This window comes from Bacillus sp. FSL K6-1366 (genome assembly GCF_037976695.1).
Lineage (GTDB): Bacteria > Bacillota > Bacilli > Bacillales > Bacillaceae > Bacillus > Bacillus subtilis.
On sequence record NZ_CP150268.1, the window covers coordinates 194,996 to 215,065 of the forward strand.

A 20,070-nucleotide genomic window follows, 5' to 3' on the forward strand; every position below is an offset into this window, starting at 1 on the left:
AATATAAAAAAGCATAGACAAGAGGTCTATACTCATTGGGGAGAGGCAGTTGGAGAACTGACAGAATCGCGGTAAATGATACGACCCTTTACTTGGACCCGACCAAATTTTTTAGAAGGATCGTTTACTTTTTCATACATAAATTGAACAGCGGTACGTGCCATTTCTTCCACATCGACAGCTACAGTTGTTAATTCAGGAAACCCGATTGTTGCATAAGCATCATTGTCGAAACCAACTACTGATACATCTTCCGGTACCTGATATCCGTGTAAGACGAGCTTATTAATCAAGAGGCGTGCTACCTGGTCACAGTTACAAACAAAGGCAGTTGGCATTTGGTCTGGCAATTGAATATCTACAAATTTCCCCTCTTCATTCCGGTCATTTAAAATATAATTGTCGTTTCTTTCTAACCTGTGTTCAAGGAGCGATTTATAATAACCCAAAAAGCGGTCTTGAATACTGCTTGTCGCGTATAAATTACCGACGTATCCGATTTCCTTGTGTCCTTTGCTGATCAAGTAGTTTGTTAAATCGTAGGCGCCATAAAAGTTATCCGTAATAACCGCATCCATATCTGTTTTCTCATCATAAAAATCCATAAATACTACTGGAATATTTACGGACTGCATCATCTCAATGTATTCTTTACTGACCTGCCCCAATATAATCAGACCATCTACTTTTTGTTCCGAGTAAATACGTGGCGGCACTAAAGTTTTTTCATCATTTGAACTTAAAATGTGAAGGATGCCGTAATAACCTTTTTGCTCCAGCGATTTAGACAGAGACTGATAGATGTTTAAATAAAATGACTGCGTCATGCCCGTAAATCGTTCTGGAATAGTAACACCAATATTATAAGAACGCCCGTCTTTCATGGCACGGGCTGATGTGTTGTAGCGATAACCCATTTCATCAGCTACTTGTTTGATTTTTAATTTGAGATCAGCACTGACTCCTTCTTTATCATTTAAAGCTTTCGATACTGTTACGCTGCTTACACCAAGCTTTTCTGCAATATCTCGCATGGTAATATTAGTTTTCAAATCCTCGCTCCTCTCTGAATTATTGTTAATCGATAACTTAATTTTATGGCTAATAAAATCTTTTGTCAATGAGGCTTACTGAAATCCACCCCGAGAGCGTGCACAGATTGGTACGTAAATTTTAATACAACAGCAGCGAATAGTATGAGCGGAACAATTAAAGCCTATATTCACTGTTTTTAATATAAACAATGGATATAGGCGGAGTATGGCAAATCATTAATTATCAACGTTTTAAATCTAGCACAAAACTATTATTTGTTTATAACTTAACCCCGTTTGAAGAAATTACTCCCTTAAACCAATCGAAGCTTTTCTTCTTATATCTATTCAAATCTCTTAAATTTGTTTCATCTCTGTTTACGAAAACAAAGCCATAACGCTTCTTCATCTCACCTTGAGAGCTTAAAATATCCGTTGATCCCCACGAAAGGTATCCGATAACATCTACACCTTCTTTCATGGCCAGTTTCATTTGTTCAATATGTTCCCTTAGATAATCAATACGATACTGATCTTCCACTGTTTGGTTTTCGTCCAGCTCTTCTCTTACACCAATCCCATTCTCTGTTATGAAAATAGGCAGCCGATAACGGGCATACATATCTTTTAAAGCCACTCTTAAGCCAATTGGATCAATTGCCCATCCCCACTCATTGGTATCTAGTTTTGGATTCGGACATACACCTGAAATAATGTGTCCATCCGTTTCCGGCAGGTGCTTAACCGTTTGACTCTGATAATAGCTGAGGCTTAAGTAATCAACTGTGTTATCCTTAAGTAATTCAGCATCTCCCTCTTCAAACACCGGCATTATGTTGTTCTGCTCAAGATGACTGGTAACATAAGATGGATACTCGCCGTGCACAAATACATCAAAATAAAAGTCTGTCAATAACTCTTTTGCTTTCATATTTGCTATAGCATCTTTTGGATCACAGGTCGCTGGATACGTTGTTAGGTAGGTTACCATTCCTGCCATTTGTCCATTTGGCACTAACTCATGCAGAGCTTTTACCGCCTTAGCATGTGCAATAAAAGCATTGTGGCACACCTGATATCTTAAAGCCTCAACTGATTCATTATCAGCCAATGTAACTCCCCAATATTGCGGGTTTGTTAAAACAAGATTTTGCTCATTAAAAGTAAGCCAATATTTAACTTTTCCTCCAAATCGTTTAAATACTGTCCTTGCATATTTATCAAATAACTCTACGACTTTTCTGGAAGCAAAACCGTTATATTTTTCTGCCAACGCCAAAGGTAAATCAAAATGATAAAGAGTGATAACAGGCTGGATTCCGTTTGTCAGCATCTCATCAAATAATTCATCATAAAACTTTAAACCTTCTTCATTAGGTTCTCCTTCTCCATCTGGAAAAACCCTTGACCATGAAATGCTTGTACGGTAGGCATTAAATCCCATTTCTTTAAAAAGCGCAATATCCTCTTTATAGCGATGATAAAAATCCACTGCTACCTTCCAATTTGAATGATTATTCTTTACCGGCCTTGCATCTACTATAGACGGGCCCTTCCCTCCCTCATTCCAAGCACCTTCAGTTTGAAAAGATGTTACCGCTCCTCCCCAGAAAAAACCCTCGGGGATAATATTCTTATTATTCATTTCTTTGCACTCCTTAATTGTGAAATAACATTGCAGGCTTACCTCAAGAACATTCTTTCAAGGCGTATGTTTAAGCGAAAAAAGAAATCTTATGTTGTATTACCTTATAATTATCGCTCTCCGCCATTCTGGTAGAGTTCTCTCCAGAATAGTTTTACTGCTTTTGCTGAGTCTTCCGCACAAACACATCTATTACGCACCACTATAGAGCAGGAACATAAAAAGCGGAAGCAGGCTACATTTGATAAACCTTAGGTGCATCCTGCAAACAAATAACGGTCTAAGTCAGATCTAGTATTCTTAGTTCAAAACTTCACTTTTGTAGATTTTTCTCAATATCATAGTCCCACACATAACATAGAGAGAAGGAGCAATGAATATAAGAAAAATTAAATTCATCTGACTTAATAAAACTATGACTAAAAATACAGCAAATAATAAAATAGATCGTACAAACCTTTTAAACATTAAATAAAAACCATAAAATAAAGCTTTCTTTACACTTAAATTCAACTTAACCAAGTTCCACGATACATATGTGAATAGCACCACTCCCAATAAATACAAATAAACAAACGCAAACTTTGTAAAAACTCCTATATCTGCCGGTACGGATTCAGGTAATGGAAATATGATAAACAGCCCTGTATAAATAAAAAAACAAAAAGTAAACAATGAAATTTTTTTATAACCTTTGTATTTTTGGCTTCTCTCTCGAAGTCCTTCCCTAATAGAAACCCCGTTCCCCAAAAGAACTTCATCCATCATTTCAACCAATGTACAGAAAGAAGCAACAAGACCAAATATAAAGAACTCTTTTATCAACGCTACCCAAAAGAATACACTCGTTTTAGCCAGGCTAAAGACCAAATCCATTATCCAGAAAACCTTGCTGTCTAAATACGTACTTTTATTCATCCGTTTCACCTTCTTGAAATAAGGTACTTGATTTAACAAGTACCTTTTCGTTATTATTTCAGGTTATATTCTTTGCGAATCTGATCCGCAATTTTTTTCAATTCTTTTTCCGCATCGAAATCCTTCAAATTAATATTGTCAATGACCGGCTGGATTTTATTTGCAATCTCGGCATAATCAGGTGTATACGGTGCATTCATAACAGTTTTGCCTTCTTGAAGAAGCGTTCCTAATGAAGCTGCATTCTCCGGCGCGTTTTTCATAGTAGTTATTTTATCTGCATGACGCTTTACCACTGGAATTGCGTTAATTGTATCAATCTGGATATCCTGCCCTTTACCGGTTGATAGGAACTTCAGCAACTCAAATGCTTCTTCAGGATGTTTTGTCCCTTTTCCAATACCGATTGGCAGATAAGAAGCTGCAGATACATTGCCGGCTTTTCCTGCTGGCATTGGTGCCACATCCCACTCAAAGGAAACGTTTTTCTCTGTATCTGCCCAGTCCCATGGGCCCATTAATTTCATGCCCGCTTTTCCAGTTAGGAACAAATTAGACATGCCCTGTGCTTGAGCTGAAGTTGGTTGAACTTTATATTTGTTGATAAGATCGGATCCAAACTGGATTGCTTCAATTGTTTCCGGCGAGTCCACTGTCACTGTCTTGCCATCTTGACTTATGTATGATCCCCCGTTTTGAACCAAAATTTCCCCAGTATAGTAGTTTTCAATTCCAAACTGTACTGTTTTTCCACCTTCAACTTTTGTTAATTTCTTCGCTGCATTAAGGAAGTCATCCCAAGTCCAATCATCTGAAGGATATGGCACTCCTGCTTCATCAAACATATCTTTGTTATAGCCCATCTGGAATGTCGCTGCATCACGAATCAGCGCGTATTGCTTGCCATCAACCTTACCCATTTCAAGAATGTTAGGCAAGTATTCATCTTTATTGATCTCTTTATCAGATAGATCCATCAATACATTTTTAGATACTAACTGTCCAAAGGCAGATGGTTGGATCCAAACTAAGTCTGGCTGGTCACCGCCGGCAGACATTGTTAGGAACTTGTCGTTAAACTTATCGTATGGAGCATAAACCATTTCAACATTGACACCAGGATTTTCTTTCTCAAATGCTTTAAAGATTTCATTTTCCAGTTTTGTACCTTCTGGATTGTTATTCCAAACTAATATACGGAGCGTCACACCATTCTTTGAGTCCCCACTTGACGTATCAGATCCAGAACATCCCGACAAAAAGGCTGATAAAGCCAGCACAAGGGTTAAAAGGAAAACACCTAATCCTTTCTTCTTAAACATCGAATTACTCCCCCTATTTATTTAGTAAAATATAGATAAGATTCCAGAAAAGGTCATTATCTAGCGTGACCCTTACTAATCAAACCTAGCTATTACTTTCCACCAGTAGTAGCGATACCTTCTATGAAATACTTCTGCCCAACAAAAAACATGATTATCAAAGGCAGAATAATAAGCACACTTGCTGCCATCATTGGTCCCCATTCTATCAACAATGCACCCTTGAATTGGAGAATCCCTAAAGCTAGCGTGAATTTAGAATCGTCATTGAGATAAATTAACGCTCCCAAGAAATCGTTCCAAGTCCACATAAAGCTCAGCAAGGCAACAGTAATGACTGCCGGAGTGGATAACGGAAGGACAATCCGCCAGAAGATTCCCAGAGTGCTGCACCCATCCAAATAAGCTGATTCTTCAAGCTCTTTTGGGATGGTTTTAAAAAACTGTCGAAGCAAGAAAATAAAGTAAGCGTTACCAAAAAAAGCAGGAACAATTAGCGGCAAAAAAGTATTTGTCCAACCAAGTTTCGCAAAAATCATGTATACAGGAATCATGGTGACTTGCGGAGGGAGCATCATAGTTGCCAACAACAAGATAAACCAAACATCCCGTCCTTTTCCCTTAATTCGTGCAAAACCGTAAGCTACCAATGTCGAGGATAAAACCGTCCCAATTACCGTTGCTACAGTAACAATGATGGAGTTTAAATAATATTGACCAAAGTCCACGATAGTGAATACGTCTATATAATTCGCAAAATCCCATACCTTCGGCAGCAAACTAGGTGGAAAAGAAATGGCTTCATTTTCAGGCTTTAGTGATGTCCCAACCAACCATAAAAATGGAAAGATGAAAACGATAGATAAACTGACAAGAAGTCCGTATGTCAGAATTCTTTCAAAAAGTTTACCTTTTTTTATGCTGCTCTCTTTTTTTATCCTCACTGCTTTGGTTTTTACTTTTGCGATTTCCACTCCACTTTCCCTCCCTCACTTATTCGTCATATTCATAGTAGACTTTTTTTCCAAATACCTTAAATTGAATCAGTGTGAAAACTAAAATGATGAGAAATAGAATCCAAGCAAGAGCGGATGCATACCCCATCTTAAAAAACTTGAATGCATCTTGATACAAGTAGAAAACATAAAATAGAGATTTATAATTTGGTCCACCGTTTCCACTGCTTACAACATACGCTTGTGTAAAAATTTGAAAAGCGCCGATGAGTCCCATGATTAAATTAAAAAAAATAACGTTTGATGTCATAGGTATTGTTATATTCCAAAACTTCGATAACTTCCCTGCTCCATCAAGCTCAGCAGCTTCATAGAGAGAGGCAGGCACATTTTGAAGGCCGGCCAGGTAGATAACCATTCCTCCACCTGCTCCCCATAGACTCATAATTATTAAAGAAGGTTTAACCATTGCCTCACTCAGCAACCAATTCGAGGTTGGCAGATGAAAAAATGAAAGGATCGCATTCGCAATGCCAAAATCCGGCTGAAAAATCAAGATCCATAATAAAGAGCTGGCAACAGTGGGAACAAGAGACGGTAAATAGAATACAGTTCTAAAAAACCCCATAAACTTTACTTTTGCGTTTAAAAGGACCGCTAACAGATAACCAACTATCAATCCAAGCGGTACTGCAAAAACGGTATAAAAAAGTGTATTCCATAATGATTGCCAAAACAAAGGATCTTCTGTAAATATCTTTTGATAATTTTCAAATCCTACCCAATTTGCTGATCCAAGACCCGAATAGTCAGTAAAGGACATATATAACGAATACACCATGGGCCCCGCTGTAAAAACAAAGAACCCAATCAACCAAGGTAAGATGAACATGTAGAACAAAAATGTTTTCGATTTATGCATTTTCCACCCCGCCTTATCTAATTTTTAATAAGGAACTCCACATGACTTTATCAAATATCCTGGGAATTCTCGAAAACCTTCAAACCCTTTAGATCAGTTTTCAAAAAATTCTTTGTTTTTCACTCCCTTTTAAAAAAATTAAATCACTAATCAGTTAACTTAATTATTAACTTAACTTAAACAATCGTTAATCGCTAACTTAATAAAATAATTATATATTCACCAGAATTAAATGTCTATACTTTTTTGAAATTTTCAAAAATAAAACAGAAAACGCTTACAAATATTGATTTAATTCTAATTTGTTCCTAACTATCAAGAAATAACTAAGATTAGACACATAATTTGTGATGAGTTTGTTTATTAAGTAACGGTTTAGTTTTAATTTAAGTTTATATTGTCAAAAAATAAATAGTTTATTTTGATAATTTTTGTTATAATTTAAGTCGCTTGCAACTTTCTTTTTATTTTCTCTATTATTTTGTAAGTGCTTTCTAAAATAAGGGTTTATTATTAGTAAGGAGTGGTGAATAGTAATGCCGATTAAGGTCAATGAGGAAACGAAAGAATTTCATCTTTTCAACCGAAATATTAGTTATATTTTTAGGGTGTTAGAAAAAAGCAAGCAACTAGAGCACCTGTATTATGGAAAAAAAATAAAACACCGGGAGTCATTTAAGCATCTTATTGAGCGCGAAATAAGACCTTCTTGCAATATGTTTGAAGGCGATCACACTTCATCATTAGAACACATAAAACAAGAATACCCAAGTTTTGGAACTACAGACTATCGATATCCCGCCCATATGATAACAAATGATGCAGGCAGCCATGTTACAAATTTTCAGTTTGAAAGCTATGAAATTATTCAAGGAAAGCCCCTACTCAATCAATTGCCTGCGACTTATGTAGAAAATGAGAGTGAAGCGGAGACCATCGAAATCACATTAGTGGATCATACTTTAAAGAGCAAATTAATTTTAAGTTATTCTATTTATGCGGATAGAAGTGTTATTTGCCGAAATTCTAGATTTATCAATACCGGTGAGGAAGCATTTTATCTTAATAATGCTATGAGCATGAATGTTGATTTCCCAGACGACAACTATGAAATGGTTCATCTAGCAGGAGCTTGGGCCCGTGAAGCTCACATGGAAGTGCAAAAAATATCAAAAGGAATCCAATCTGTCTATAGCACGAGAGGTGCCAGCAGCCATGTCCACAATCCTTTTCTTGCTTTGAAGCGGCCGGATACCACTGAACACACCGGTGATGTATATGGATTCAGCCTGGTATACAGCGGTAACTTTTTAGCCCAGGTTGAAGTAGACGCATATAGTGTAACCCGGGTAATGATGGGAATTAACCCTTTCTGTTTTAAGTGGAAATTAAATTCAAAAGAATCCTTCCAAACCCCTGAATGTGTTATGGTGTTTTCTGACCAAGGATTAAACGGAATGAGTCAAACATTTCATGAGCTTTACCGTACAAGGTTGGTTAGGGGAAATTGGCGTGATAAAGACCGCCCTATCTTAATTAACAACTGGGAAGCCACGTATTTTAATTTCAATGAAGAAAAAATCTTAACAATTGCCAAGGCGGCCAAGGACTTAGGAATTGAGCTATTCGTTTTGGATGATGGCTGGTTTGGAGAAAGACATGATGATACAAGTTCACTTGGGGACTGGTTCACAAACAAAGAAAAATTGCCAACTGGCATTAAAGGCTTATCTGAAAAAATAGATGTATTAGGGTTAAAATTCGGCTTGTGGTTTGAGCCAGAGATGGTATGCAAAGGTACAAAGCTATTAAATGAACATCCGAATTGGATTATCGCCACTCCTGGCCGCTCGCCTTCACATGGCCGCAACCAGTTTATTTTGGATTTTACAAGAGAAGAAGTGGTCGATCATATCTTCTCGCTCATGGATGAGATTATCACGGGTACAAAAATAAGCTACATCAAATGGGATATGAACCGGTATATTACAGAAGCTTATTCAATGAGCTTGGCTGCAGATCAACAAGGGGAGGTTTATCATCGGTATATTCTAGGAGTCTATAGTCTTTACGAGCGTTTAATCCAAAAACATCCACAAATTTTGTTTGAATCTTGTGCAGGAGGAGGAGCTCGTTTTGATCCGGGGATGCTATATTATGCTCCCCAAGCTTGGGCCAGTGATGACACAGATGCAGTTGAACGATTAAAAATTCAATATGGGACTTCTATGGTTTATCCACTAAATTCTATAGGAAGCCACGTTTCGGCTGTTCCGAACCATCAGGTCGGCAGGACCACACCGATTGAATCTCGGGCAAATGTTGCCTATTTCGGCACATTTGGCTACGAACTTGATGTAACAAAACTAAATGATGAAGAAAAAAGAAAAGTGAAAGAACAGGTTTCCTTCTTTAAAGAAAAACGCAATCTAATTCGTAACGGACAGTTTTACCGGCTGCAAAACCCTTTTGAATCCAACGAAGTGTCTTGGATGATTGTATCAGAAGATCAAAGAGAAGCAATCGTGGGATATTATAAGATCCTCGCAAAACCAAACGATAAATACTACCGTATTAAATTAAAAGGCCTAAACCCTGAGAAACTTTATCATATTAAAGAGCGGGGCAGCAATCATTACGGTGATGAATTAATGAATATAGGAATTATTTTAGCTGAGGACTACACAGACCGCGCTTATGAATATTGGCAAAGGGAGTTGCCAGGTGACTTCTCTTCCGAGATATTTGTACTGAAGGAAGTAGAAACTGCGTTGTAAAAAGGGGGATACCTATGAATAATTACATGGTTTTTGATATAGGCGGCAGTGCGATTAAATATGCTGTTATTAATGAAAATGGTGATTTTCTTACCAGGGGTTCATTTCCTTCTTCACCCCTTGATTTTGAAAAGTTCATCTCTGAATTGTTACAAGTAACGAGAAAAAATCAAGATAAGTACCAGATTTCCGGGATTGCTCTCAGCAGTCCTGGGGGAGTTAATAGCGACACCGGCATTATAGGGGGAACCAGTGCCCTCCCTTGTATACACGGCCCTAATATAAAAGAAATAATTCAAAACAAAAGCGGTTTGCCAGTTGAAATCGAAAATGATGCAAACTGTGCGGCTTTATGTGAGGTTTGGAAAGGTACAGCTGTAGGTAACAATGATGTTTTATTTGTAGTAATCGGTTCTGGAATCGGCGGTGCAGTTGTAATAGACCGAAAAGTTCATAAAGGAGCTAACTTGCACAGCGGAGAATTCGGCAATATGATCATGGATACTGTTGATGATATAAACAATATTTCTTTCCGGACATGGAGTGAATTAGCTGCAATAGGTGCTCTCGTTCGTCGGGTTGCAGAAATTAAAGGAATCGATGTATCGAATTTAGATGGAAAACAAGTATTTGCAGCAGCTGAAGCAGGTGATCAGGAGTGCATGAAAGCCATCGATGATTTTCATTTATCTTTAGCTAAGGGTATTTTCAACCTCCAGTATGTTTATGATCCGGAGAAAATTATTATTGGCGGCGCAGTCAGCAGCAATGAAAATCTTATCAAACAAATAAATAAAAAAATTGATATCATAATGAATTCATTGCAGGGTGCAAAAGTACGTCCAATAATAGAAGCATGCAAATTTGGAAATGATGCTAATCTTCTCGGTGCTTTATTCCATTACTTTCAGTGTCGAGATATAGACTGGAAAAGAACAATGCCTGATACTGACCATGAAACTTACGACAGAAGTCCTGCATAAATGCAGAGCTTCTTTTACGAAATTAGTTACAAGCCAATGGCTGTCCCCAAGACAATTGGGATAAAAACTATTCTTTTAAATCTTTATATTCCTTACAAATCATCCCTAATATTACCCAGTCAGAAAAATTTGCTCAAGAATCAGGTCACGAGACGTCATATTTTGAAGGTGTAGAACGAGGTGAATGTGTTATTAAGTATGGAACTTCTTGAATCAAAAGAAGCAGCAGATGAATATTTTTAGCAACTCAAGGACCAGATTATTTATTAAAATATAATTAATATTAAGGATTTATAAAAAAGATTCCTTGTCCAATTTTAATGGCCAAAATCTCTGATTTTATTAAAAGCTGATTTTTTGGCTTATTTTTATACTGTTGGATGAGTTTTTTAGGATTTGAAATAAAGAAGAACTTGCATTAAAGCACGTCCATTTCACATTGGTAATTTATTATGGAATTATAACGACAAGAACATTTATGTAAAGTATATTTTCTCCTGTACATTAATTTTCTCACTCAAGGGAGTCTTGCTCATCCCCTATGAAAGAGGGTGAGGCTATGTCAACATCCAGGCATTAATGCTAATGCTTGCATTCGGGTCATTTGTAATTGCTCTGTTGACATATATAAATAAAAAATAGACCTCCCTTGAGCCTAAGAACCTGAAGGGATAGGTCTACCAAGAAATCACATCGAGCAAGCCCTTTAGTGGGTAGCTTTAGTACAGAGACGGGGTGTTGATAGCACCCTAGTCTTTTTATTTTATGCATTTTTTATACCTTAAAAAGCATAATCCTTATCCTAATTATAACCATATAGAAATGTTATTTGAATACAATTGCTTTATGGATAAAACCATTATTTTATTTAGATTGAGGATGTGCAACTCAAGTGTATCTATTGAGCAATTGCAATATTTTTACTTAATCGTCCCAGTCTTCATCCTCTTCCCAATCATCTTTCGCTTCCTGAATCTTATTATAAAAAAATTCAATAAAGCTTTCTGCAACAGTATCTTGATAACCAACTACCCTATCCCATTCAACTACAGGGCATTCTCCGTCTTTCATTTTATTTGTATCTAGACAGTAAGCAAAGTAATCAACATCTTCAATAACCACAAGTCCATCAGTAAGGCCATAGTGTTCTTTATATTCATTAGTTCTATTTACAACTGATGCATGATCAAAGTTGTAGCCTAAAACCAAAACGCCGAATAAACCACCAGCACCGTATTTTTCTAAAAACCATTTATAACTGTTGGGGAGATCGCATTGGAGGTTTTCTTCAATGCGACCAATGTTTTCATGACTTGCACCTTCTGTAAATATAGCATTTTGTTTATTTTCATTAATAAAGTTCTCAACCTTCGAATAAATCATATAAACACCTCAATTCTCATTTTCAAATTGTTTCGCTCTCCATTTCCAATATCTCTTTCTAAAGCTCTCGTATTGTGCTTTTAAAACCTTATCATTTCTAAAACTTTCACCATCAGACTTAAGCTGATGAATGACATCACTATATTTTGTATGTAAGCTGTTCGGGATTTCAAGCATTGGGCCAGGTTCTTCTTGAATCAAGTGATGTAAATTAATCTGTGTACCGTCTTTTGCATAAGGGGCATTCCCGTTTTTCATTAGCTGAAGATTTGTAACACCGAATTCTGTTTTTTGATTAATATCAATATCTTTCATAGTATACACTCTACGGCTTACATCTTTAACTTTCCCCTTCGCCTTTACCTTCCCCTCTATTTCATATGCATCATACTTTTCTTTATTTAGCCAAGGGGGGCTTATCTTTTGGCCAGTAAACGGTTTTCTTGTTCCATCCGGTATTTTCTTCGCATTAGTCAAAAGCTCATTCTTAAGGCTTTGGCTATCAACCACATTGTATGGCACGTTATCGGCTAGAGCAAAGTCGTACTTAGGATTATAAGGCAGCAAATCTGGAATCTTGACGTCCTTAATTTTCTTCCCTGCCTGACTTGCTTTGTTTATGACCTTCCCCGCTGCATCTGCTTTGTTAATGGCTCCTGCACCTTTTGTACCAACAACAGCTACAGCCACTGAACCAATAGCATAGGTAACCCATCTTGATCTAGAATAGGCATCTCCATTCACCATATCCTTTTGATATGACTCTTCTATTGCTGCTGAAATGGCATCGTAAGTTTTCACCGGATGAATAACTGCATTCCCCAGTGCTGAGAGTGTTTCTCCCGGATCGGTGATGAAATCCCACATGCCAGTTACAGTGTCTTTGCCAACATTATATAAGCCTACTCCGACACCTTTTACGATATCCCAGGTGATTTCTCCTGCTCCTTCTAGCTGCTTCGCTTGTTCAATTTGCACTGCAAGCTGCACTTGAGTTGGCTCCAGATTCTCGTACCCTACTTTCTTAGCAATCTCTAAATATTCATCAGGGTCAGATACACCGTCATTAAGTTTTTTCTTTAATTCCTTGATTTCACGTTCCTTTGCTTCTTCTTTCTTCACACTTAAGTAAGCTTCAGAATGCTTTTCAATATCGCCTTTTTTCTTATGTATGTCACTTTCTCTGTACGCTTTAGCGTTATAGTGAATTGGTGTAGCGTTTTTTCCTTTGCCTGTTGATTCCTGCAGCTTTTTAAAGTCTTGCTGAATAAATTGCTCGTTTGGTTCTGTTTCAGCGTATTCTGTTTTTAAATCCTCATCAAGCTTGTTTAGCTTATCGATTGTTTTTTCACGTTTGTCATCTGCAAAAGAAAGTTTGTCTTTGAAGTCTTCTGTTGAGAATATTTCAAGGGGAAGGATATCATTGATGTTGTTTAATATGTCTTTCATTGCTTTTTTCTGTTCAGACATAATGGATTTTGATTTTGCATAAGCGTTAGCCAACTCGTGTTCTAGAAAGGATTCTTCTATGTAAGCATCAGACATCTTCGCATCTTCAAGTGTTGCAGACATGCTGCTTAAGAAAGCAATCTTCATGTCAATTAAATCAATCCATTGATCAGTAACACCGACATGATCATGATAAAATGCTTTAATGTTGTCAGCACCCTTGCCTGAAAATTCACTGTCATCTAGGTTAGCTACGTTTTGAAAAGCTTTTCTTAGCTTCACCATTTGCGATCTTAGTTCCTTATACTCTTTGGTTCTTTTATCGGCCTCAAAGAGTAATGAATCAGCCTCAAATACCTTCATATCATTCTCCTTCCTAGACTACTCTATGTAAATTTTACCACAGTAATCTATTTGAATAACAGAAAAAGACAGCCAAAATGACTGTCTTATACATCACACACTATCTTGTTCTATAATAATTTTCTGCGGTATAGTAGCGCCAATCCCAAAAAGGTTCCCCATTGGCCAATATATACCGGTCTAAAAATATTTCAAAGTTTACATTTAATGGATTATATTCTAAACCACTTTCAAATATATAGAGATAGTTGGGATCACCTTCGTTCACTTTATCTTTATCGATCATTAAATGGCATTCTTCCAATAAGTAGCCAATTGGAATACCATTGATGCCTTCAAACAAATCCTCATATTTTAACTCCTCTTCAATCTCTTCAAGGCTAAATAAATAAAGTCCTCCACCTATATTCTCCCCATCAGCAAGTATCTGAAAGATTTTCGCACCATTATGCAGTGTAATAAACTTCTGATAATCCTCTGGAAGGGTAATCTGATGTTTAGCTTCAAAGCTTTGAATGTCGTTAAGGGTTGCTTTGTCCTGTGAAAATGTAACAAGGAACTCCATGATATCCCCTTCAGAACAAAACAATTGAATGGCTCCTTTTTCGTCTAAAAGACTTTTCAAGCCATTTACCGTCTTATGAACAAAGTTAGTCACATACATCACCCCTTTATTTCCTTTTAACAATAACCTTTCAAATTCCAAAAGATGTGAACAGATCGTGATAGGTGCTCTTTTCAGTGAATATAATGCAATAAATTCTAAAAAGAGGTGCCTCCAAAAATTGAATTCTCTAATGAATGATGACATGGTAAAGATCATTAGAAATGGCCTTAGCGCATCGCAGCATCCAAAGCACATTCTTGTTATAGGAGCTGGATTGTCCGGGCTTGTATCAGCATCTTTGTTGAAAAATGCCGGTCACAGAGTAACGATTCTCGAAGCGAGCGGCAGAGCGGGCGGCCGTGTCTGCACTTTGAGATCTCCCTTTAGTGATGATTTGTATTTCAACGCTGGCCCGATGCGCATACCGAATAACCATTCGTTAACCTTAGAATATATCAAAAAATTCAAATTGCCAATAAATGTATTTATCAACAGAACCCCGATGGACATCATTTATGCAAATGGAATCAAAACACGTCTCCAAGTTTTTGAACGAGCTCCTGGAATATTGAGATATCCAGTTGCACCAAATGAACAAGGGAAAACGTCTGAAGAGCTGTTGCTTTCTTTACTGCAGCCTATTCTAAATTTTATCAATCAAAATCCAGCGAGAAATTGGCGGATTGTCGAAGAACAATACAAAAATTATTCGTTAAGCTCTTTTTTAAACACGTATTTTTCATATGGCGCGATCGATATGATCGGTGTACTTTTGGATATGGAAGCGTATATGGGGATGTCCCTTGTTGAAGTATTGCGGGAATCTATCTTTTTTTCATCGCCCGCTCACTTCTATGAGATAACTGGCGGTATGGATCTGCTGCCTCACGCGTTTCTTCCTCAATTAAAAACAAACATTCTATACCATCAAAAAATGATGAAAATGTCTCAGGGTGAAAATCGTGTTACGATCCATTGTCAGCATCAACAAACGGCAGAATTCACATCATTCACAGCTGATCTCGCTATTGTAACCATTCCTTTTTCAACATTGCGATTTGTAAAAGTCGAACCATACCATTCATTCTCTTACTATAAACGGAGGGCCATCCGTGAGCTAAACTATATCAGTGCAACAAAAATCGGCATAGAGTTTAAAAGCCGATTTTGGGAAAAAGCCGGGCAGCGCGGCGGCAAATCTATTACTGATCTTCCGATTCGTTTTTCATATTATCCAAGCAGAAATATTGGAGCAAATGGACATGCTGTCATTCTGGCCAGCTATACATGGGCCGATGAGGCACTGATATGGGACAGTCTTTCAGAAGGAGAGCGAATCCAGTATACTTTACTGAATTTATCTGAAATCTATGGTGATATTGTGTGGTCTGAATTTGTGTCTGGCACTTCTTTTAGCTGGAGCCAGTACCCGTATTCTGCGGGAGGTTTTACAGCTTTCGAACCAGGACAAGAATTAGAGCTGTATCCCTATATTCCTGTCCCTGAGGGCAGAATTCATTTCGCCGGAGAACACGCCTCACTCACTCATGCGTGGATGCAAGGCGCGATTGAATCTGGAATACGTGTTGCTTATGAGGTCAATCGCTTACCTTAGATCATGCTCACCTTCTGTACTAAAAGATTATTACATTTCATATAATAAGATCTTGATTAGACGGACAAATTCAATCACAAAAACAAAGTAATCCTTGCAATCCTTCGCCCTCCATGCTATATTCATATAGCGATGAGCTGAATTGTGTAAGCCGATGTACATGCCTTTACGGCACACACGAATGTGGCGTGTGGTGCATCGCCTCAATACGCAAAAGACGTTTGCCTTAGGCAAACGTCTTTTTTTGCGTTATCCGATTTTTGTGCCGTTTGGAACAGGCTGATCCGGCTGCAAAAGGACGACGTCGCCCTGGCCGGGTATGCCGCCGAGGACCAAGACTTCCGATTTAAATCCGGCGATCCGGCGGGGCGGAAAGTTCACGACTGCTATGACTTGCTTGTTGATGAGACCTTCCGGCTTGTAACGCTTCGTGATTTGTGCGCTCGATTGTTTTATGCCGATTTCAGTCCCAAAATCTATCACAAGCTTGATTGCCGGTACCCTTGCTTCAGGAAATTCTTCCGCTTTTACAATTGTTCCCGTTCTGATATCCAATTTCTCAAAGTCTTCAATAACTGCCATATCAATAACTCCTTTTTCTCCTATTGTAAAGGAGATATACAATATTCTTTTAACTAAAGAGCCATCATTTTTTATCCGAATATAAGGTGTTTCGATACAGGCGGGGCGGCATTCCTGTGCTTTTCGTAAACCATCTTGTAAAAGAAGAAAGGTTTTGAAAGCCCAGCGCCTCGCTCACGACGGTAAGGGTTTCATTTCTCTCCATCAGCATTCGTTTTGCTTCCTCAAGGCGAAGGTCGGCAATATAGTTCTGCGGGGACTTCCCTGTCTGTTTTTTGAACCAGCTTGAATAGTAAGCTGGGTGATAATGCTCGATTTCTGCCAGCTTCTTAATCGTCAGCCGCTCAAATAAATGGCTTTGAATGTATGCAATTGAGGCATAGCTATGGGATTGAAGCTTTTCTTTTATGTATTGTACTAGCATATGAAGCGAGTTGGCTGTTCCGGCCTTTGCTTCCTCTGTCAGCAAGTACCTGATCGAAGACCAGAAAGGATCGAGGGCAGCTTCAATTCCCGATCCTGCACGATACTCATCAATTTTCATTGCATGAAGCGGAACATCCAGTACAAGACATTCATTTCTTCCGATAGAACGGAAACGATGCTCACACTCCGGAGGAATATATAAAAAATGATCTGGCTTTAATTTCACCTGGCGCTCCTCAGTCTCAAGATCAATACTCCCTTCAAGCGGAAAAAGAAATTGGCTGTATGCGTGCTTATGTGAATGATAAAGGCGTGTGTATGTCCGTTTTTCGCAAATCATCTCTTGAAGCGAATCCATCAGCAACCCCCTTCCTTTGGTCATCTTTTAATCCGGTAATGGTGTTCCGATATAGGCGAAAATCCGATCTTTTCATATAAAGAAACTGCCGCCAGATTGTCTTTCATCACTTGTAAAAACATGCGTTCCGCTCCGTTGTTTTTTGCCCATTCAGTCAACACCCTGATCACTTGGGTTCCTGCCCCTTTTCCTCTGTGCTCCTCAGCTACAACGATATTACTAAGTCCGCCATAACCATCAATGACAGAAACCGTGCCAAGCGCTGTCAGGCTTTCTTTGTCATACATCTTGAAAAAAGTTTTACACGGCGGCATGCGTTCGAAAATGTGTTTGTAACCTTTGTGACGCTCGGGTGAAAATCCTTCTAATTGAATAAATTCTTCTATCCAAACAGATGATGGCTCTTGTTCCCACTTGTATGTAAATCGGCTGTTGTCATTTGTTCGGCTCATAATTGACCGGCACAACGCTGTCATCTGGAAGCACTCGTCTACCTTTTCATAACGGCTGTCTGCCAAAGCGTCATCAAGCCCTTTCGGTGATGCGTTGCTAATATGAAAACAAACAGGTAAGCCTAAACTTTGATAAAAAAGTTCAGCCTCTAGCTGAAAATCCCCTTCTGGCATATCCGCAGACGTCCATACGCTATTTGCCCTTTTGGTTACGCCAAAATTCGCTCTGAGAAGCCATTGCCCTATGCTTTTTTGAAAATAAGCCGGCCATGAAGCTGCCGCTAACCGTTCAATCTTGTGAATGTCATCCATTGCATAATGCCTCTCCCCTATGTATACTCCCTTGATATTATACAATATTCAGAAATATAAGACATCCATTTATTTGTTTACATAATATTTTTATTGTTTATTAATAATCCCGACAAAAATGTCCGAATTGAAAATGACAGGCTTTCTAAAATGTCCTCCTCACGTTCAAATGCTTCTTTTGCGATTAAAACAGTAAAGCCATGCAGCAGGCTTCTGAGCCCCCTTGTCGCATGAATGGCAGTCTTTTCACTTGCATAGCCGTTTTCAATGAGCAGTTTCGTCACAAGACAGACAATTTGGTCAGAGACGATTTCCATCCGTTTGTCCTGAACCTTAAGCAGAGCCGCTTCATAATATCCGGGATTTTCAATTGCAAAATCAACATATGCATGTGCTAAAGAAAGCATTGCGGAATCTCCCTTTCGTTCGGTTACGGAGTCCGCCATTTGATCAAAAAGCTTTGTCAGTCCTCTAACAGCAAGTTCTGCTTTGATCGCTTGCAGCCCGTTGATATGATTATACAATGACGGGGGGCGCACATTCATTTTTTTAGAAAGTGCGGCAAGTGAGACACCATTTACCCCTTCCTGATCGGCAATCTCCGCTGCAGCGTCTACAATCATTTTTTGGGTCAAACCTATTCTCGGTGACATGCTCATCACCCTTTCTTTGCTTTTTGGATCGCCTGTCTCATCCGCTCTGAAGGTGATCGCAGGAATTTTCCATGTCCGACAGCGAGACAGGTAGGCGCCTTATCGGCGAGCAATTGTGCGCTTTTGATGGCCTCCTCCTTATTCCATGTGGCGAAGGCGGGAAAAGGAAACGCCCATTTTATCTGACCTGATACAGCGATTCCTCCGCGTAACTGGAGCGCATCTCCTGCTATTAAAGTGCCGTTTCTTGTATCAAGAAATGACATGCTGCCCGGTGTATGGCCCGGTGTTGGAATGGCAAGCAGAGAACCAATTGTTTCACCGCCCGTCAGCAGTTGGTGAGGCTTTGTTTGTATGTGTTTCGGAATACCTCCTTTTATAGGCGTCTGCGGCTCATCTTGCCGCAAGGATGTGTCACCTTGGAGCAAGAATGAATCCCGTTCCGAGATCATGACCTTTGCATGTGGAAATGTTTGTGCCAATGTATCCAGTGATCCGACATGGTCCCCATGTGCATGAGTCAGTAAAATATGCTGAAGCGGTTTTCCAAGCTGATTCACAGCTTGAATAATCCCTTTATAGCTGCCTGGCAGTGCGGCATCAATAAGGGTAACTTCGTTTTCTTCCTCTACTAAATAGCAATTAACCGGAAACAATGCTGGAAAAAAAGTCAGCTGCCAAACCGTTTGGTACTGAGTAATTCTCATCTTTTTATTCCTCCTAACAAAAACTAATGACGTTAGTTTTATTATTAACTAACACCATTAGTTTTTCAAGAGTTTATTATTTTTTTATCGCTACATAAATGTTAACTTGTGCTCGCTGCGGCACTGCGGCACTTTGATCATACATCTCAAAATCACCTGTAAACGTGCGCAGATGCCGCTTATCCCAAGTCCAAATTTCCTTCCACGTTTCAAGCACAATCTCTTCAATAGGGCCGATTCTGGAAGTGAAAACGGCGTAAGCGGAAGCCGGCAAATCAATGTTTTCATATGGTCCCGGAAGAATGTCGTCGTATTCCTGAAACGTTCCGACTGAAAACGTATAAAACCCATTCGTCTCTTGTTCATAATTCGAATATAAGGCAATAATGCTCTTGTCTTTTTCAGCCTGTGATAAAAGAGCGCTCATATCCTGCTTCCAGAATTGGTCCCACAGTGCCGGAATCCTCCTTTCTTCCTTCATTTCCAGTGCGTTGCTTGTCCGTTGTGACAGTCCGGCAAATCGTTTCCGGTCTAAGTGTGTTATATGTGAAAAGCCCATACGATCTCCTCCTTTTTTTAAGATTATAGACAAAGAAACCTGACAGC

General features: G+C 38.7%; 19 protein-coding genes. 4 read left to right on the forward strand and 15 right to left on the reverse strand.

The features are described 5' to 3' along the window. Positions 1-32: 32 nt before the first annotated feature. From MHI44_RS00895 to MHI44_RS00920, 6 genes are all read right to left on the reverse strand, one after another. Entirely contained in the window at positions 33-1,052 is a 1,020-nt protein-coding gene (locus MHI44_RS00895; protein WP_015251932.1) for a substrate-binding domain-containing protein, read from the reverse strand. Positions 1,053-1,314: 262 nt separating this feature from the next. Next, positions 1,315-2,679, reverse strand: coding sequence for a glycoside hydrolase family 1 protein (locus MHI44_RS00900; protein ID WP_015251931.1), 1,365 nt, complete (start codon positions 2,677-2,679; stop codon positions 1,315-1,317). A 300-nt stretch (positions 2,680-2,979) separates the two neighbouring features. Then, positions 2,980-3,597: a hypothetical protein gene (locus tag MHI44_RS00905; RefSeq protein ID WP_015251930.1), complete on the reverse strand. Its 618-nt coding sequence runs from the start codon at positions 3,595-3,597 to the stop codon at positions 2,980-2,982. 53 nt (positions 3,598-3,650) lie between these two features. Beyond that, positions 3,651-4,919 carry a sugar ABC transporter substrate-binding protein gene (locus MHI44_RS00910; protein ID WP_339202689.1) on the reverse strand — a complete coding sequence of 423 codons (1,269 nt, stop codon included), beginning with the start codon at positions 4,917-4,919 and terminating at the stop codon, positions 3,651-3,653. 92 nt (positions 4,920-5,011) lie between these two features. Further along, positions 5,012-5,893, reverse strand: a complete 882-nt coding sequence (locus MHI44_RS00915; protein WP_339202691.1) for a carbohydrate ABC transporter permease — start codon at positions 5,891-5,893, stop codon at positions 5,012-5,014. Between the two features lie 19 nt (positions 5,894-5,912). After that, on the reverse strand, positions 5,913-6,797 hold the full coding sequence (locus MHI44_RS00920) for a sugar ABC transporter permease (protein WP_038429104.1): 885 nt from the start codon (positions 6,795-6,797) through the stop codon (positions 5,913-5,915). Positions 6,798-7,333: 536 nt separating this feature from the next. On the opposite strand from MHI44_RS00920, the gene MHI44_RS00925 reads away from it, so the two are divergent. The 3 genes from MHI44_RS00925 to MHI44_RS00935 all read left to right on the forward strand — a co-directional run bounded on the left by MHI44_RS00925 (position 7,334) and on the right by MHI44_RS00935 (position 11,199). After that, positions 7,334-9,574, forward strand: a complete 2,241-nt coding sequence (locus tag MHI44_RS00925) for an alpha-galactosidase (protein WP_048655130.1) — start codon at positions 7,334-7,336, stop codon at positions 9,572-9,574. 14 nt (positions 9,575-9,588) lie between these two features. Continuing rightward, the gene (locus MHI44_RS00930; protein WP_339202693.1) at positions 9,589-10,557 is read left to right on the forward strand and encodes an ROK family protein; all 969 of its coding nucleotides are present in this window, start codon (positions 9,589-9,591) and stop codon (positions 10,555-10,557) included. A gap of 585 nt (positions 10,558-11,142) precedes the next feature. Beyond that, complete coding sequence (locus tag MHI44_RS00935; protein ID WP_224912973.1) at positions 11,143-11,199, forward strand: putative holin-like toxin; 57 nt, start codon at positions 11,143-11,145, stop codon at positions 11,197-11,199. 282 nt (positions 11,200-11,481) lie between these two features. On the opposite strand, the gene yobK is transcribed toward MHI44_RS00935, so the two are convergent. The 3 genes from yobK to MHI44_RS00950 form a co-directional block, all read right to left on the reverse strand. Next, positions 11,482-11,940 carry a type VII secretion system immunity protein YobK gene (gene yobK, locus MHI44_RS00940; protein ID WP_015251924.1) on the reverse strand — a complete coding sequence of 153 codons (459 nt, stop codon included), beginning with the start codon at positions 11,938-11,940 and terminating at the stop codon, positions 11,482-11,484. 9 nt (positions 11,941-11,949) lie between these two features. Then, positions 11,950-13,752 (reverse strand): LXG family T7SS effector ribonuclease toxin YobL, encoded by a 1,803-nt coding sequence (yobL, locus tag MHI44_RS00945; RefSeq protein WP_339202695.1) that lies wholly within the window; start codon positions 13,750-13,752, stop codon positions 11,950-11,952. A gap of 100 nt (positions 13,753-13,852) precedes the next feature. Beyond that, on the reverse strand, positions 13,853-14,410 hold the full coding sequence (locus MHI44_RS00950; protein ID WP_339202697.1) for an SMI1/KNR4 family protein: 558 nt from the start codon (positions 14,408-14,410) through the stop codon (positions 13,853-13,855). 127 nt (positions 14,411-14,537) lie between these two features. On the opposite strand from MHI44_RS00950, the gene MHI44_RS00955 reads away from it, so the two are divergent. Continuing rightward, the gene (locus tag MHI44_RS00955) at positions 14,538-15,974 is read left to right on the forward strand and encodes a flavin monoamine oxidase family protein (protein WP_339202698.1); all 1,437 of its coding nucleotides are present in this window, start codon (positions 14,538-14,540) and stop codon (positions 15,972-15,974) included. 249 nt (positions 15,975-16,223) lie between these two features. Here MHI44_RS00955 and csaA read toward each other — a convergent pair whose 3' ends face one another. The 6 genes from csaA to MHI44_RS00985 form a co-directional block, all read right to left on the reverse strand. Then, the gene (gene csaA, locus MHI44_RS00960; RefSeq protein WP_014480003.1) at positions 16,224-16,556 is read right to left on the reverse strand and encodes a chaperone CsaA; all 333 of its coding nucleotides are present in this window, start codon (positions 16,554-16,556) and stop codon (positions 16,224-16,226) included. A 64-nt stretch (positions 16,557-16,620) separates the two neighbouring features. After that, entirely contained in the window at positions 16,621-17,346 is a 726-nt protein-coding gene (locus MHI44_RS00965; RefSeq protein ID WP_101172403.1) for a helix-turn-helix domain-containing protein, read from the reverse strand. Positions 17,347-17,360: 14 nt separating this feature from the next. Then, the gene (locus MHI44_RS00970; protein ID WP_339202700.1) at positions 17,361-18,104 is read right to left on the reverse strand and encodes a GNAT family N-acetyltransferase; all 744 of its coding nucleotides are present in this window, start codon (positions 18,102-18,104) and stop codon (positions 17,361-17,363) included. Positions 18,105-18,181: 77 nt separating this feature from the next. Further along, the gene (locus MHI44_RS00975) at positions 18,182-18,757 is read right to left on the reverse strand and encodes a WHG domain-containing protein (protein WP_339202701.1); all 576 of its coding nucleotides are present in this window, start codon (positions 18,755-18,757) and stop codon (positions 18,182-18,184) included. 5 nt (positions 18,758-18,762) lie between these two features. After that, positions 18,763-19,464 (reverse strand): MBL fold metallo-hydrolase, encoded by a 702-nt coding sequence (locus tag MHI44_RS00980; RefSeq protein ID WP_015714087.1) that lies wholly within the window; start codon positions 19,462-19,464, stop codon positions 18,763-18,765. Between the two features lie 76 nt (positions 19,465-19,540). Beyond that, positions 19,541-20,023, reverse strand: a complete 483-nt coding sequence (locus MHI44_RS00985; RefSeq protein WP_339202703.1) for a GyrI-like domain-containing protein — start codon at positions 20,021-20,023, stop codon at positions 19,541-19,543. Positions 20,024-20,070 lie beyond the last annotated feature (47 nt).

Bases quoted from the DNA above. Each gene is read 5' to 3' on its own strand.
- MHI44_RS00900 (WP_015251931.1), bottom strand. From the start codon at position 2,679: ATGAATAATAAGAATATTATCCCCGAGGGTTTTTTCTGGGGAGGAGCG.
- MHI44_RS00905 (WP_015251930.1), bottom strand. From the start codon at position 3,597: ATGAATAAAAGTACGTATTTAGACAGCAAGGTTTTCTGGATAATGGAT.
- MHI44_RS00910 (WP_339202689.1), bottom strand. From the start codon at position 4,919: ATGTTTAAGAAGAAAGGATTAGGTGTTTTCCTTTTAACCCTTGTGCTG.
- MHI44_RS00920 (WP_038429104.1), bottom strand. From the start codon at position 6,797: ATGCATAAATCGAAAACATTTTTGTTCTACATGTTCATCTTACCTTGG.
- MHI44_RS00925 (WP_048655130.1), top strand. From the start codon at position 7,334: ATGCCGATTAAGGTCAATGAGGAAACGAAAGAATTTCATCTTTTCAAC.
- MHI44_RS00930 (WP_339202693.1), top strand. From the start codon at position 9,589: ATGAATAATTACATGGTTTTTGATATAGGCGGCAGTGCGATTAAATAT.
- yobK (WP_015251924.1), bottom strand. From the start codon at position 11,940: ATGATTTATTCGAAGGTTGAGAACTTTATTAATGAAAATAAACAAAAT.
- yobL (WP_339202695.1), bottom strand. From the start codon at position 13,752: ATGAAGGTATTTGAGGCTGATTCATTACTCTTTGAGGCCGATAAAAGA.
- csaA (WP_014480003.1), bottom strand. From the start codon at position 16,556: ATGGCAGTTATTGAAGACTTTGAGAAATTGGATATCAGAACGGGAACA.
- MHI44_RS00970 (WP_339202700.1), bottom strand. From the start codon at position 18,104: ATGGATGACATTCACAAGATTGAACGGTTAGCGGCAGCTTCATGGCCG.
- MHI44_RS00975 (WP_339202701.1), bottom strand. From the start codon at position 18,757: ATGTCACCGAGAATAGGTTTGACCCAAAAAATGATTGTAGACGCTGCA.
- MHI44_RS00980 (WP_015714087.1), bottom strand. From the start codon at position 19,464: ATGAGAATTACTCAGTACCAAACGGTTTGGCAGCTGACTTTTTTTCCA.
- MHI44_RS00985 (WP_339202703.1), bottom strand. From the start codon at position 20,023: ATGGGCTTTTCACATATAACACACTTAGACCGGAAACGATTTGCCGGA.